This window comes from Galbibacter orientalis DSM 19592 (assembly GCF_000260115.1).
Classification (GTDB): domain Bacteria; phylum Bacteroidota; class Bacteroidia; order Flavobacteriales; family Flavobacteriaceae; genus Galbibacter; species Galbibacter orientalis.
Genome location: NZ_JH651380.1, coordinates 25682 through 38384, shown reverse-complemented (window position 1 = coordinate 38384; position 12703 = coordinate 25682). Strand labels below are relative to the sequence as shown.

13 protein-coding genes and 2 pseudogenes are annotated in these 12703 nt (G+C 34.2%); 1 reads left to right on the top strand and 14 read right to left on the bottom strand.

Annotated features, from left to right (window positions below; genetic code table 11):
- Positions 1-96: 96 nt before the first annotated feature.
- The 14 genes and pseudogenes from JOOMADRAFT_RS17420 to JOOMADRAFT_RS17355 form a co-directional block, all read right to left on the bottom strand.
- The gene (locus JOOMADRAFT_RS17420; protein ID WP_008615736.1) at positions 97-1428 is read right to left on the bottom strand and encodes a tyrosine-type recombinase/integrase; all 1332 of its coding nucleotides are present in this window, start codon (positions 1426-1428) and stop codon (positions 97-99) included.
- Positions 1429-1883: 455 nt separating this feature from the next.
- A pseudogene (locus JOOMADRAFT_RS20005) lies at positions 1884-2081 on the bottom strand (DUF4138 domain-containing protein); the annotation flags it as partial.
- An 85-nt stretch (positions 2082-2166) separates the two neighbouring features.
- A complete protein-coding gene (locus JOOMADRAFT_RS17415) occupies positions 2167-2475 on the bottom strand; it encodes a type II toxin-antitoxin system RelE/ParE family toxin (protein WP_008615735.1) in 309 nt (102 codons plus the stop codon).
- Entirely contained in the window at positions 2475-2738 is a 264-nt protein-coding gene (locus JOOMADRAFT_RS17410) for an addiction module protein (protein ID WP_245547716.1), read from the bottom strand. The genes JOOMADRAFT_RS17415 and JOOMADRAFT_RS17410 overlap by 1 nt, the downstream gene beginning before the upstream one ends.
- Before the next feature lie 4 nt (positions 2739-2742).
- A complete protein-coding gene (locus JOOMADRAFT_RS17405) occupies positions 2743-3159 on the bottom strand; it encodes a hypothetical protein (RefSeq protein WP_008615733.1) in 417 nt (138 codons plus the stop codon).
- A 68-nt stretch (positions 3160-3227) separates the two neighbouring features.
- Positions 3228-3623: pseudogene (locus JOOMADRAFT_RS17400) on the bottom strand (DUF4138 domain-containing protein); the annotation flags it as partial.
- A gap of 194 nt (positions 3624-3817) precedes the next feature.
- Positions 3818-4231, bottom strand: a complete 414-nt coding sequence (locus JOOMADRAFT_RS17395) for a hypothetical protein (protein WP_040880253.1) — start codon at positions 4229-4231, stop codon at positions 3818-3820.
- A gap of 396 nt (positions 4232-4627) precedes the next feature.
- Positions 4628-5431, bottom strand: coding sequence for a DUF4138 domain-containing protein (locus tag JOOMADRAFT_RS17390; protein WP_008615732.1), 804 nt, complete (start codon positions 5429-5431; stop codon positions 4628-4630).
- Positions 5432-5517: 86 nt separating this feature from the next.
- Entirely contained in the window at positions 5518-6465 is a 948-nt protein-coding gene (traM, locus tag JOOMADRAFT_RS17385; protein WP_008615731.1) for a conjugative transposon protein TraM, read from the bottom strand.
- A gap of 11 nt (positions 6466-6476) precedes the next feature.
- On the bottom strand, positions 6477-7091 hold the full coding sequence (locus JOOMADRAFT_RS17380; RefSeq protein WP_008615730.1) for a conjugal transfer protein TraK: 615 nt from the start codon (positions 7089-7091) through the stop codon (positions 6477-6479).
- Positions 7092-7115: 24 nt separating this feature from the next.
- Positions 7116-7958: a hypothetical protein gene (locus JOOMADRAFT_RS17375; RefSeq protein ID WP_008615729.1), complete on the bottom strand. Its 843-nt coding sequence runs from the start codon at positions 7956-7958 to the stop codon at positions 7116-7118.
- Positions 7959-7961: 3 nt separating this feature from the next.
- A complete protein-coding gene (locus JOOMADRAFT_RS17370; protein ID WP_008615728.1) occupies positions 7962-8555 on the bottom strand; it encodes a hypothetical protein in 594 nt (197 codons plus the stop codon).
- Between the two features lie 8 nt (positions 8556-8563).
- Complete coding sequence (locus tag JOOMADRAFT_RS17365; RefSeq protein WP_008615727.1) at positions 8564-10972, bottom strand: TraG family conjugative transposon ATPase; 2409 nt, start codon at positions 10970-10972, stop codon at positions 8564-8566.
- A gap of 271 nt (positions 10973-11243) precedes the next feature.
- Positions 11244-11531, bottom strand: a complete 288-nt coding sequence (locus tag JOOMADRAFT_RS17355; protein ID WP_008615726.1) for a hypothetical protein — start codon at positions 11529-11531, stop codon at positions 11244-11246.
- Between the two features lie 254 nt (positions 11532-11785).
- On the opposite strand from JOOMADRAFT_RS17355, the gene JOOMADRAFT_RS17350 reads away from it, so the two are divergent.
- A complete protein-coding gene (locus JOOMADRAFT_RS17350) occupies positions 11786-12583 on the top strand; it encodes a GIY-YIG nuclease family protein (RefSeq protein WP_083833520.1) in 798 nt (265 codons plus the stop codon).
- The last annotated feature ends 120 nt before the right edge of the window (positions 12584-12703 follow it).

The following is a 12703-nucleotide window of genomic DNA, read 5'->3' as shown; positions in this document are numbered from 1 at the left end:
ATATGAATGTTAATAATTTCACATTACAAAGATAACCAAATTGTGATGCACAGGGTGTGCAAAAGTCAATGATCAGCTTTGTAACTTCATTAGGTCTCAAAAATTAATAACACTATCCAAGGCATCATCCGCATCTCGGTGAATAAAATTGGCTTGATAATTCAAAGTGGTTTTTAAATCACTATGACGATAGAGCTTTTGTAACATTAATGGATGAATACGATCACCCGCTATATTACCAAAGCTATGCCTAGCGATGTGGTTAGATAAGTTCTTATCAATCTCACATTCTTTTGCAATTTGTTTTAGGCATTTATTAAAGACTTTAGTGACACTTTTCGTTCGTATATAGATTTGTTCAGCATCATTAGTATCCGTATTTCTAAGGAATGGAAAAACATAACCTTTATTAAGTTTTTTCTCTTTTTTATAATGTTCCAAAATTTTTTTTGCCTTCGCAGGAATTTTAAGGCTGAGTGCTTTTTCATTTTTATTCATTATATAATAAAGTCGATTATCTTTAAAATCCGACCATTTTATTTTCACAACATCAGAAATACGAATTCCGGCAAAATAAAAAGAAAATAACCATACATTATGAGTGTGCCAAATAGAACTATTTTTCTCCAACTTTAGTTTTTCTATTTTCTCGATCTCTTCCGTACTTAGCCCTATTTTATTACCAGAACCAATTCTAATTTTCTCCTTATCACCAGCAAAGGGATAAAATTTTCGCTCAATAATTCCTTCCTTAATAGCTAAATTGAAAAGAGTTCTAATTAAAATAAGTTGATTAGTAATAGTTCTGGTTTTTTGCCCTAAATAAGAATGACAAAATGTTTTATATTTATTAATGAAAACTTCATCAATATCCCGGAACGCTAGAGCCTTACTATTTCTAAAATAAGCAACACCATCTAACCAGCTATATTTGTTAAGTCTTGCCTCACTAATTCGGTGCAAGCGGCGCTCATTGATTGACTTAATAATGGCTGATTTATTCTTATTCCTTTTTAGATTTAAAAATTCCTCGAGGTTATAAAGAATAGATAGTTCAGCTTTAGCGACGGAAAATGTTCCTCTTTCATATTTTTCCATTATACGCTCTGCGGCTAGTTCAAAAAAGGATTTCTGTCCATAGGTTCCTTTTAACTTTTGCTTTACCTGCTTTGGGCTAACCTGATCTTTTGATTCAAAAAATATGTCATTCACTTCGCTCAATTTCTTCATTAAAAAATTGTTCAGCTTTTGTGAATTTGGATGACTTCTCTTTGCCTTTCCTGCCTTTTTATCCCAATCCTTCTCGAAAACATATTGACCAATCCACTTATAATTGGTTTTATAATTTTCACTAATTCTCAAAGCAAGAGGAATTCTACCATCCTTTCTCATCATATTCTTCCTTAAAACAATCTTGACATTGGCCATAATCTTTCATTAAAAATCTATATAAATATAAATAATCAATTTAAAAACTAGTACAGAATAAGTACAGAATAATTTGATTTTAACACTATTTGAATAAAACCATAAAATATGTAATTAACTGATAATCATATTTTTTAATATATTTTAGTTTGTTTCATATAGCTATTTGAATAGGTTCATAACCCGGAGGTCTCGGGTTCAATTCCCGATCTCGCTACGAGGAATAACAAGGGTTTCAATTTCTTGAAACCCTTTTTTTATGCATTAATTCTGCTAAGGTAAAACATAGGTAAAACATTTCACTTTTTTCATATTATTTGTTTAATATTGATTTTGAATGATAAACCAGGTCTTTTTTTGAATCTTGTGAGCAGATTAAAAGATCAAGATTCGCCAATAAAATTAAATTACTGACGAACCTTGAATATTTTTAAACAAGTAATAACGTGTAATCTTCAAAGTCTAGTTGACAAAATCACCTTCCTGCTCCCATTCAATTCCTGTAATTCCACCAATAATTTTTCTTTGTCTCCCAATACATATTTTGGCAGTACATATACAAATCTAAGTGACTGACCATTCCATATCTTATTGGGATAATTACAAATGTATATCGGTTTCATTTCAAGTCTTTGGTAAAAAGCTTTTCGCTTCGCTTACAATGCGGTGACGCGCGGAACAAAACAAAAGACAGAGGATTTTGAGGAACGATAAAACTGGGTTTTGTTTTGTGGGGATTTATTTCTTGATTCTTTCCCTAATTATTTCGGGATTTCTACGTGTGTGCAAAACTCCAAAAACTATGATTTGCTTTTGTTCTTCTTCAACTAAATAGAAAATTGCGTAAGGAAAACGAGTTACCAAAGATTGTCGTAACTCTTTATATTTCCGTTGATAATGTTCTGGATATTCGCCAATATAATCGATTTCTTTATTGACTTCTATTTTAAATTCTTGGGCTAATGTTTCACTTTTTTCGTGATACCATTTCTTTGCCTTTCGTAAATCTGTATGTACAATTGGCAGTAACTTAATTTTATAACTCATTACCAATCGTTCTTTACATCTTTCCAATCCAAAACATCATTGGGATTGTTTTTATAGCTTTCTAAACGATTATCTAATTCTTTTTTGTGTTCCGTAGAGATTTCTTGGTGCTCTTCTTTTTCACGCTTTAAAACACGCTCCAAAGTATCGATAATGCTTTCTCTGTCAATACTGAACAGTTCTTGTATAAAATGATATTTTCGTGCTTCTAAATCCATAATTTCTGTATTTCGAGTATAACAAATGTACAATTTTTGTTCCATATTTTTAATCCTCATAATGGCTTTTCTCGTACAGAATATCCAATAAAATATATTCTTCCTCTGCTTTAGTGTTAGTAACTGGTTTGTAATAGAATTTATAATGAGTCTTTTCTATATCCGATTCTATTTCACGTTCGTTTTCCGGAAATTCAAGGAAATCTGAATTTTGAATAAAATCACTAAAAATTTCCTCGATTTTCTGTGGTCTATTGGAAACAATAACGTCCACATCTATTGATAGTCTTTTGGGAGAAGAAAGTAACAGTACCTCCCTTAAATATATAATATCCAGCCTACTATTTTGAAGATGTTCCAACAAGTATAGTGCCCGTACTACTTTTTCGACTAGTATAGGATCGGATTTATGTTTTATTGCAACATCATCTATCCATTTTATTGTTAATGAATCCGGGTGTATCATTGTTCTAAGATTCGGCAGTAAAAATAATTTACTGCCGAAGTTTAATATTTTTAATCCATCTATAATTTTTAAAGTCTAGTTACCAATTTGACTTTTCTCCCCCCATTCAATTCTTGCAATTCCACCAATAATCTTTCCTTGTCTCCCAGTACATATTTTGGCAGTATATATACAAATCTAAGTGACTGACCATTCCATATCTTATTGGGATAATTACAAATGTATATCGGTTTCATTTCAAGTCTTTGGTAAGAAGCTTTTCGCTTTTTATTCCCACTGACACTGTAAACTTTTAAAAAATCAGTTTCAAAAGTAATACCCGAAGTATTGGATACTTCCATAACTAAATAAGTTTCAGATTTGTGATAAACCGTTTTCTGAAGCTGTAGTTTAATTCCATTCCTTTTTTAAGACGCTAATCTTTTGGGGTTGGTTTTAAGTAAGTCAGTACTGAAGTATTTATAGTTCCCTAACCTTTTTCCATACATTAGTGACCTCTAAAACTCTATTAGGCGGTAACCGTGGTAAATTATTATATAGAGTATTCCTATTAAACGAAGGTAAATATTACCATTTTTTACCTCTGTTTTGGTATTCGAGTGTAAATATTACCTTCGTTTATGCTAGATTTAAGAGGTTTCATAAAATGAGTTCATGTTTACTCCAGTATTTCCCATTTCCCCCGTGTACCTCCAACACGTTTGATTTTTCCTTCTTCTTTTAATTTATCCAAATGATATTTGACCCCATCTTCCGTTATATCTTCCAAAGCAAGTGCCAACTTTTTTCTACTCATGGTTGGATCTTGCCGAAGTAACTCTACAATTTGGGTAGTTATTTGGGTAGTTATTTGGGTAGTTATTTGGGTAGTATTACTATTTGATTTTAATGGTATAATAGTTCTGAAAATATCGTCTTCAATAAATTGTGGTTTGGCACCAGGAGAATAAATACTAGAATACTTAAAGGTGTTTCTAATTCCAGAACCCAATTCGTCCACACGCCCAATTTCCTTAAAAAATTTTGCAATCATCGGATTTTTAGGAAACGGAGAAAAGTTGACGGGGTTCATTAATTCCTTTCTAAACAAAACACATGCTAAGCTACAAAACTGTTACCGCCAACTATAAAACAAATTGAAGTTTAATAAAGCACAAAGAATCAAAGTCCGGTTTCTTGGCATTGATGAAAACCATAAGTCACTTCTAAAACTTGCAAATTATCATTATTTATCAAGTATTTTTCACGTATGCAAAGATTACTGAGATTAAAGGAGCTAGTCATGTTGTGTTTCTTTCACATCCCAAAGAAATTGCAAATATTATTCTTTCCGCTACATTTTAAGTGAACACATCAATTAAAACCATAAAAAAGGACTCTCTTTAAATTATCTTATCCATGATTATATTTATTCGAATTATAACAAAAATTATAAATAACAACTTTCCTCAAATATTTAAGTATTTACCTAGAAGTGACAGGATTTTAAAACCACCTTCCTACCCCCATTCAACTCCTGCAATTCCACCAATAATTTTTCCTTGTCTCCTAGCACATATTTTGGCAGTACATATACAAATCTAAGTGACTGACCATTCCATATCTTATTGGGATAATTACAAATGTATATCGGTTTCATTTCAAGCCTTTGATAGGAAGCTTTTCGTTTCTTATTCCCGCTGACACTGTAAACTTTTAAAAAGTTAGTTTCAAAAGTAATACCCGAAGTATTGGATACTTCCATAACTAAATAAGTTTCAGATTTATGATAAACCATTTTCTGAAGCTGTAGTTTAATTCCATTCCTTTTTTTAGAAGCTAATCTTTTAGGGGTGGTTTTAAGTAAGTATTTACTGAAGGATTTATAGTATACCATACTTTTCTCCATACTATCCAATGCTAACTGTTTTGGTTTTGATTTTACAGAAAGCGGTACTTCAGTACCTATACTTTCTGTTCTTGACACAAAATAATTTAGTTTAGGTAGCTGTTCTGCATATTTTAAAATATATGAATACACCTGCCCATCATCAGTAACAACTAACAAATTACTTGCTTCCCCACGCTGCGCTTGTAATAACCCGAAATACTGTTTTGTCTCCCGATTATAGGTAAACACAAAATGAGAAGCCCCTGTAATTCCTTGACGGATAGCCTGTGGAAAAAACAGCGCCACACTTTTCTTATTATTAGCATACAATGTATCAAATACAACTTGTGCATGTAAAGAACTTGATACAATTAAGGTTATAAGTATAATTATTGTTTTCATGTCTTTATATTTAATGTTTTTCAAATGTCAAATGAAACATCCATACAATCATCTCTTTATATGCTCAAGAAATAACAAAGAATGTCTCATTGCTTGAGTTTTAATATTAATTGATAATTGTCTATTACCGTCACCTTCACTTGTCGGTTACTCCTTCTTAAAAGTTGCTTGATACCACTTACTTGTGGTACTCCAGCTAGGTTGATATCATCTACCACATCACCAACGACTTGTTTTCGTACATCCTCCTGAAAACTGTTTTCTATGTAAATTCCTTTACTACCATCATCCAAATCATACGCTTCAAATTGGACGGCTCGTCCATTAAGGTTTTCAATTTTTAAGATAGTTCGGTTTGGTTTAAAACTTACAAAACCATACAGTAAGGTATTTTTTTCAAGAGTGATTCCATCTACTTTGGCAGATTTGGATAGCCGCATACGTAATCTATAATCTTGCTTTACGGTTTGCGTACCGTCTACTCGCACCCATAATTCTTCATCTGTATTACGTATATGTTGCTCAACGTTTTCTTCTGGATTTGAAGCAAAAAAGAGTTGATGTTCCAAAGCCATCGCTTTCATTTTCACTTCCATCGCTTTAACAGCTTTCTTGGTTAATTTCACTTGTCTTTTGGATAGTGTATCCCTAACAACAGATACTTCGTAGGCATTTTGGAAACGCTGTAGTTTTTGGTATCGCGAAGCACCTAATTGATAGACACTATCGATCATTCTTTTTTTCATTGTATCCGATAGCTGTTTGTCATAATAGCCCGCACTATCCAGGTACTTTTCCTGATAGACACTTGGAGGTACTGTCTCCTCTTCTCTCTCTAAAGCGTCTACGGCCTCTAATCGTGATTCAAATTCTGGTGTAGTTTCCTTCAGTTTTGGAACTTCAACCGATGCTTTCCCCACACTAGGCTCTTGTGTTCCGCCAAAAGTCAAAATACCATAAGCTCCTATAAACAGTAGCACACAGAGCACTAACCCCATGAAAATCAACTTCTTTTTATCTTTAATCATGTCCATATTCCTAAAATTTAATTCGCTAGTTTTTGCAAGCTATTTTCATAGAACTCGGTTATTAATAGTCCGTGTGGGTTGTGGGGAAAATTCCGTTCGATTCGCAAAAGCTTTCCTGTAGTTATCAGCTTATAGTGATCGGTTACCGTCCCTCTTTTAATTTCAAAGCGTACCTGGGTTTGAAATTTAAAAGGCTTCGTATCTAAATCCACTTCGGTATGTATTTCGGTAACCTTTTGTACCAATGCATATTGCAGCAGACGGTTATATACGCCTTCCGCTTTCTTTTGCTGGTATACTTCATCCACTGAGGTATCTCCCAGCCAAAGTGCTTTTGCTATTTGTTCTTTGTAATTACTCGCACTCAACTGATAAAAACACCGATGAAAACGTGCTAAATGTGCCAGCGCTTCTACTTTTAAATTCGTTCGCTCTTTGGCTATCTTTAAAGGAATTACTTGCCCTTCTTGACTTACCACGAAGGCATTTCTTAATGTTTCTTTATGAAGTTTGATAACTACTAAAATAGAAACCACTGAAGTTATCACACTTCCAATAATAGAAGCTAGTACAATCCATCTGTTTTGTCCCAGTATCTGATAGATATTTTTATAAGGGGTTTTAAGTTTCATAAGCCATTATTTTTTTCTAATTCGTTAATTCCCAACAAACAGCCTAAACACAAAAGAAGTGGCTCTTTTATAAAGTTTAAATTTGATCAGCACAATAAATCCAATGGTTGCAAGTTCAATAAATGGTGCAAAAAATTCTGATCCCCAATCAGTTCCAAAAAGAGCATTCCAAAAGTTCCCACTGATCTCTCGATAGAGATTATTCACAAAGACATTCACTAAGAAAAAGGCTGGAACGAGCATGTACACCCCTGCATAAAGCTTAAAATAATTATAGGCTAAGCCTCTAAACTTTTCAAAAACTGACAAACTAATTACCAATGGGAAAAAAGCCTGCATAATCCCCAATAAAAAATAGCGCTCTGCTAAAAACAAGGGATAAATAAACAAGTCCATTAACCACAGGAAGACTGACAGGATAAAGGACAAAATTTTCATCCCATAGAGTGGCGTTACTAGGGATTCATACAATAACGCCAATGCCTTTTTGGCGGCTTCCATAGCGCCCACCTCCCGCTCTATCTCTACATCCTGCAACTGCAAAGGAAGGAGCGCTGGAGCCATATCCTTATAATTACTTTCCACAGCCACTAAAACAGCATCAAAAAAACCGAGTATTTGTGATGAAAAAATCACCAGTAATACAATTGTAAAGTTTTTGACCAACTCTCCAGGAGAAAGTCCCCAAGTATAGCCATCGCGGTCTACAACCCCTTCCTGGTATTTTTTAAGTATATTGATTAAAAACAAAAGCACTGCAAATGTTTTTACCCCAGTAATGGTATACCTTGAAAAATCACTGTCTTTAATTACCTGAAAAACAGCATCCACATATTCGAGCCCTATATTTAAAAGAATCCATTGCATCCGTTAATAGTTAGCGATCCTACTGTTAACAGTCGACTGTAGTTTCCGAAAAGAAATGATTTCTTGGTAGCGTCGCATTTTATTTTCAATCTCTGCCACCATCTCCTTGGATTCTTGTTCTTTCTCTTGTAAAAGCTGCACCCTATCAGCATCCGTCATTTTTAATAAATCGCTCGATAGAATCTGTTCCACATAATCTAGACTCGCTACGGCGTTTATCATAATAGCATCAAAGGAATCAGCTATCCGCCCTACTTCATCAGGTTTGATATAAGGAGAACTTAATACATCACTCAAATCTGATTGCACCATTTCAAATAACCTTTGGTTGTTATTGGTGAGTGCTTTTAAAGCATGAAGTTGTCGAATTACCGAATTGACCTTTTCCAAATTTTCTTTTTGTTTCTTTAGAAAATTAACGGTTTGCATCAATTGCGAGGTTTGTTTCCCAGATTCAATCAATTGTTTTGCCAAACTGATAAAGTTGGTATTATCATACACAGGCATGCCTTGGCTGTTGCCTGCAGTCGGCAGGTATAAAAAACTCAAGATCAATAACCCCATTGGATAGCATCGTATTTTCTTTTTAGTTTTCATGAGTACATCTATTTTTGATTACATTTTACAAAGCGTTCTATAGCCTCTTCCATCGACCCTAATTGATCATACAACCGCATGATTTCATCACTTTCATTCCCATCGGTCAAATAAGCTGCGTACACCGCTGGAGGAACTTCCAACCGAAACACATTGCTCTCCTTTCCTATCTTTATAAAGATCTCGGTGTATTTTCGGTCTCCGGTAAAGTTGTTTTGAAGGGAGGAAAGCTGATTTAAATCATGGGCAGCGAGTTTTAGCCTTTTGATGAGCTCCTCGTACCCTTTTTCATTGCGAAGGCTGTAAATGACTTGTGTATTTTCCAAAATACTAGCCGAGGTACTGTTCTTTGGTAATTGATTGATGGATTGCAAAATGATTCCAATAGCTCCATTTTGTTTACGAATGGCTTGGTAATAAAATTCCACGCTCTCCAATACATTTTTAAATTTTAGTTGTTTAGCAAACTCATCAAAAAGAATAATTCCTCGTTCGGAACGGTTTCGCCAGATGGTACGCTGTACAGCAGTTTTGATTAATTTAAGCATGACAGAGAGCACCTCTTTATTGTCTTTTACTTCATCCAGTTCAAAAATGATTAGGCGCTTGTCTTCGATTCGAAAACTCTGATCTTCATTTTGACTAAAAAGAAAACCGTAGAGGCCACCCGCTACATATTCGGATAAGATATGCAAGAATTGATACGGACTAAAGTCTGTTTCTCGAAGCCCGAGATCAGCTAAGATTGTTTCCTTTTGCGCTTTAACAAATTCATATAAACTAGCCAGGGAATGTCTTTTTCGTATTTTTTGATAATAATACAATAGTACTTTCTTAAGCGCTACTTCTTTACTTTTAGAAGGGACGGCATCTCCTGCCATGAGCTCAGAGAGAAACACCATCAAATCTTCCAGTCGTTCAGGTGTTAAATCTGCTTCACTAGCCATATAAAATGGATTGATACCTAAATTTTTCCCTTGTTCATAGCGCAATACCACATGATCCTCAGGATATAATTTGGCAAATTTGGTATAAGAACCACCCAAATCGATGATGACCAGACGAACACCACTTTCAAAATATTGACGTATGATATTATTGGCTAAAAAGGACTTCCCTTCACCTGTTGGGGCAAAAATGGCAAAGTTCCGTGCTTTGATCCGCTTCTTATGCGTATCCCAGACATCCTTTACAATCGGAATATTAAACTGTCGATCATTAAAGATTATCCCTGTAGCATCTGATTTGTAGTTGGTATTGTTGAGCAGTAAACATAACCCGTGCTTTAAATCCGTGACATACATATCTGCATCTGAAAAATTAGATGAAAAGCAACAGTAACTATTCAGTAGGTAATTCTTTTGTTCTTCTCCCTTTGGATAATAAGGAATGATATCCAGCTCCTTAAAGGCTGTCTTTATTTTAGCTCCTATATTCCTTAGATTTTCAGCCTGCTTTTCCCAATACAACACATTAAGATGCCCACGAATAATCCGGGCATTGTCATCGGCATTGATCTGATCTAAGATGTGCTGGATTTTTCCCAGTACCACTTTGTTTTGTGACCCAAAATTGGAGCTTTTATGAAGTGCTTCGACTTTCTTATCAAGCAACTTGCGCCACTTGTGTTTATCATCCAAGTACAAGATTTGGTTAACCACATGGTTTTCATTAAGAGTAAGCCCTAAACCATCAATAAATCCTTGATGAAATACAAAATCGTCCGTAGTGAATTTATCATTGGTTATACTAGACTGTACACTTTCACCAAAGCACAATTCGCTGTTAACAGCTAGGATATCAAAATAATGTTCCCCACTGTTGATAGGTTGTTTGCTAAGAAGTGTATCGGTATCAAACCCCGTATTAAATCCATTAAAATAATTATGGGTTAAACTTTCTATTTGTGAAGCCTTAAGCGGTACAATTTCTATTTTTCGACTGTTATTGATAAAAGCAACCGAATCGTTTACCGAGCCGATAAAACTTTTCACGTTATCATCTAATTCCTGAACGATACTTTTTGAAACACTTCTAAAGGGATTGACATATTTTGGATTGTTAAGTGCCTTGTTTTTGGTTAAAATAAAGAACAAAAAACAAGTATGCTCCACATAGCTACGTCCTTTAAAGTATGTATGTGTTGCTTTTTCTAAAAATGTTTTATTAGGGAGCTGTTCTGAAGAATAGGCTTTTTTAAGGTATATATCCTGCTTATGAACCACCGTTCCTACAGGTAAGGATTTCAAGGCTTGAAACCAAGTACCATGTATCTCCTCAAAGTCCTTTTCTGATAATGAATAGATTTCCAGTAAGTTCACCTCATAACCTAGAACCACATTTCCATTGTTGGCAAAAATTATATGGTCTTCAATCGCTACAATTGGCCAGTTTGTTGCTATATCAATTTGCTTCATAATCAATTTTGGAATTTCGTTTATGACTCATACGATCAGGAAACACACTCTTTATTTGAAAGCAATTGGGATTCTTGGTAAACCAACTCAAAATGATATACAATACACTATTAAAAATCAAAGTACCCACAACCATCCCAAAACTGAAGGAAAATATAATGACTAACAGCGAAGCCACTATGCATATCATCAGTACGGCAAATAAGGAAATGGGCAGCCCAAAAATGACCGCCTGTTTCCGAATGTTTTTATAGACTTCGAATCGTTTCATTTATACTACGATGGAGATTAAATAAGTAAATATGCCAACGACAGCGCCAGCAATAAGGACAAAGACCAACACACGAGTAATCCCCTTTTTAAGATCAGCATTCTCTCCAAAGAAATGTCCTGCATTGAATAAGAATCCCACCAAGAATATTACTCCAAGGATTATGGGGAATATGGTTCGAATGGTATTTGAAATATCATTGACTGAATCTTCAATTCCACCAATCTGCGCTAATATGGTATTGGAAATCAGCAGGAATAATAGCGTGAAATAAGTTGCTTTTTTCATAACGGAACGGTTTAAATTTTTGATTCGTTTTCGTTAGTAAAAAAGTACAACTATTAAACACTTAAAATACTTATAATCAATTATTTGTGAATAAAATACAGCTTAAAATCAATTGCTACTATTTGATAATAAAATGACTTAAACTATAGGATTTTTGAGAAGCTATTTGTTGATATGTACGGATGCCGTATTTTTACAATTGGAAAAAAAGGGCGATTTTGAGTGTACTAAACACAATCTTTTTATAAACAACCATAAAAATACGCATTGCAATCGATATACATGATCAAATAGCATCCTTACCAAAAGCAGCTGGTGTTTATTTTTTTTATGATGCTAAAAAAACTATTATATACATTGGAAAGAGTATCAATATCCAACAGCGTGTAAAACAACATTTTTCAGGGAAGGATCGCAAATCTCAAAAGCTACAACACTTTACTAAGTATGTGAGTTATAAGCTTATGGGAAGTGAACTTATATCATTGCTCTATGAGTCACATCTTATTAAAAAACACCATCCTATTTACAACCGTTCGCAACGCCGAAAAATTTATCAATATGGGTTGTTTCTATCGAATACGAATGGATATCAAGCCTTAACTATTGGAAAGATATCCTCAACGTCCAAAGTAATTACTACGTTTTCCACCCTGAATGAAGCCAAAGAAATGCTTTTTCGCATTACAGAGAAATATCAACTTTGTCAAAAAATTAATGGGTTGTATAAAACAAAATCATCTTGTTTTCAATACCAACTCAAAATGTGCTTTGGTGCTTGTCTATCCATGGAAGCTCCAGATAGTTATAATCAGCGTGTAAATGAATTTGTAAGCAAAACCAAGCTTCAAGACTACACGAGTCTAATCGAGCTAGAAGGGAGATCTGAAGATGAATTGGGATTGGTATACATTAAAAACGGGAATTATAAAGGCTTTGGTTTTTGTCCAATGAACACTCCAAAACAAACGCAATTAAAGTTTATAACCCCATATGAAAACAATCGTGATATTCAAAGAATCCTAGTGCGGTATATAACCAATCGACCCTAAAAGAATTCAGCTTCTTCAAATCCATCCCATTAAATACCCACCCGTAAGCAGCGATGTCCTTAATTCTCATATTAACTCGGATACCTCAGAAGTCATAAAAGAAGTAAGTCATCAGGAATT

Coding starts and splice junctions, on each gene's coding strand:
- JOOMADRAFT_RS17380 (WP_008615730.1), bottom strand. CDS start 7,091: ATGAAACTTAAAACCCCTTATAAAAATATCTATCAGATACTGGGACAA.
- JOOMADRAFT_RS17395 (WP_040880253.1), bottom strand. CDS start 4,231: ATGAACCCCGTCAACTTTTCTCCGTTTCCTAAAAATCCGATGATTGCA.
- JOOMADRAFT_RS17365 (WP_008615727.1), bottom strand. CDS start 10,972: ATGAAGCAAATTGATATAGCAACAAACTGGCCAATTGTAGCGATTGAA.
- JOOMADRAFT_RS17420 (WP_008615736.1), bottom strand. CDS start 1,428: ATGGCCAATGTCAAGATTGTTTTAAGGAAGAATATGATGAGAAAGGAT.
- JOOMADRAFT_RS17405 (WP_008615733.1), bottom strand. CDS start 3,159: ATGATACACCCGGATTCATTAACAATAAAATGGATAGATGATGTTGCA.
- JOOMADRAFT_RS17355 (WP_008615726.1), bottom strand. CDS start 11,531: ATGAAAAAAGCAACTTATTTCACGCTATTATTCCTGCTGATTTCCAAT.
- traM (WP_008615731.1), bottom strand. CDS start 6,465: ATGGACATGATTAAAGATAAAAAGAAGTTGATTTTCATGGGGTTAGTG.
- JOOMADRAFT_RS17375 (WP_008615729.1), bottom strand. CDS start 7,958: ATGCAATGGATTCTTTTAAATATAGGGCTCGAATATGTGGATGCTGTT.
- JOOMADRAFT_RS17415 (WP_008615735.1), bottom strand. CDS start 2,475: ATGAGTTATAAAATTAAGTTACTGCCAATTGTACATACAGATTTACGA.
- JOOMADRAFT_RS17370 (WP_008615728.1), bottom strand. CDS start 8,555: ATGAAAACTAAAAAGAAAATACGATGCTATCCAATGGGGTTATTGATC.
- JOOMADRAFT_RS17390 (WP_008615732.1), bottom strand. CDS start 5,431: ATGAAAACAATAATTATACTTATAACCTTAATTGTATCAAGTTCTTTA.
- JOOMADRAFT_RS17410 (WP_245547716.1), bottom strand. CDS start 2,738: ATGGAACAAAAATTGTACATTTGTTATACTCGAAATACAGAAATTATG.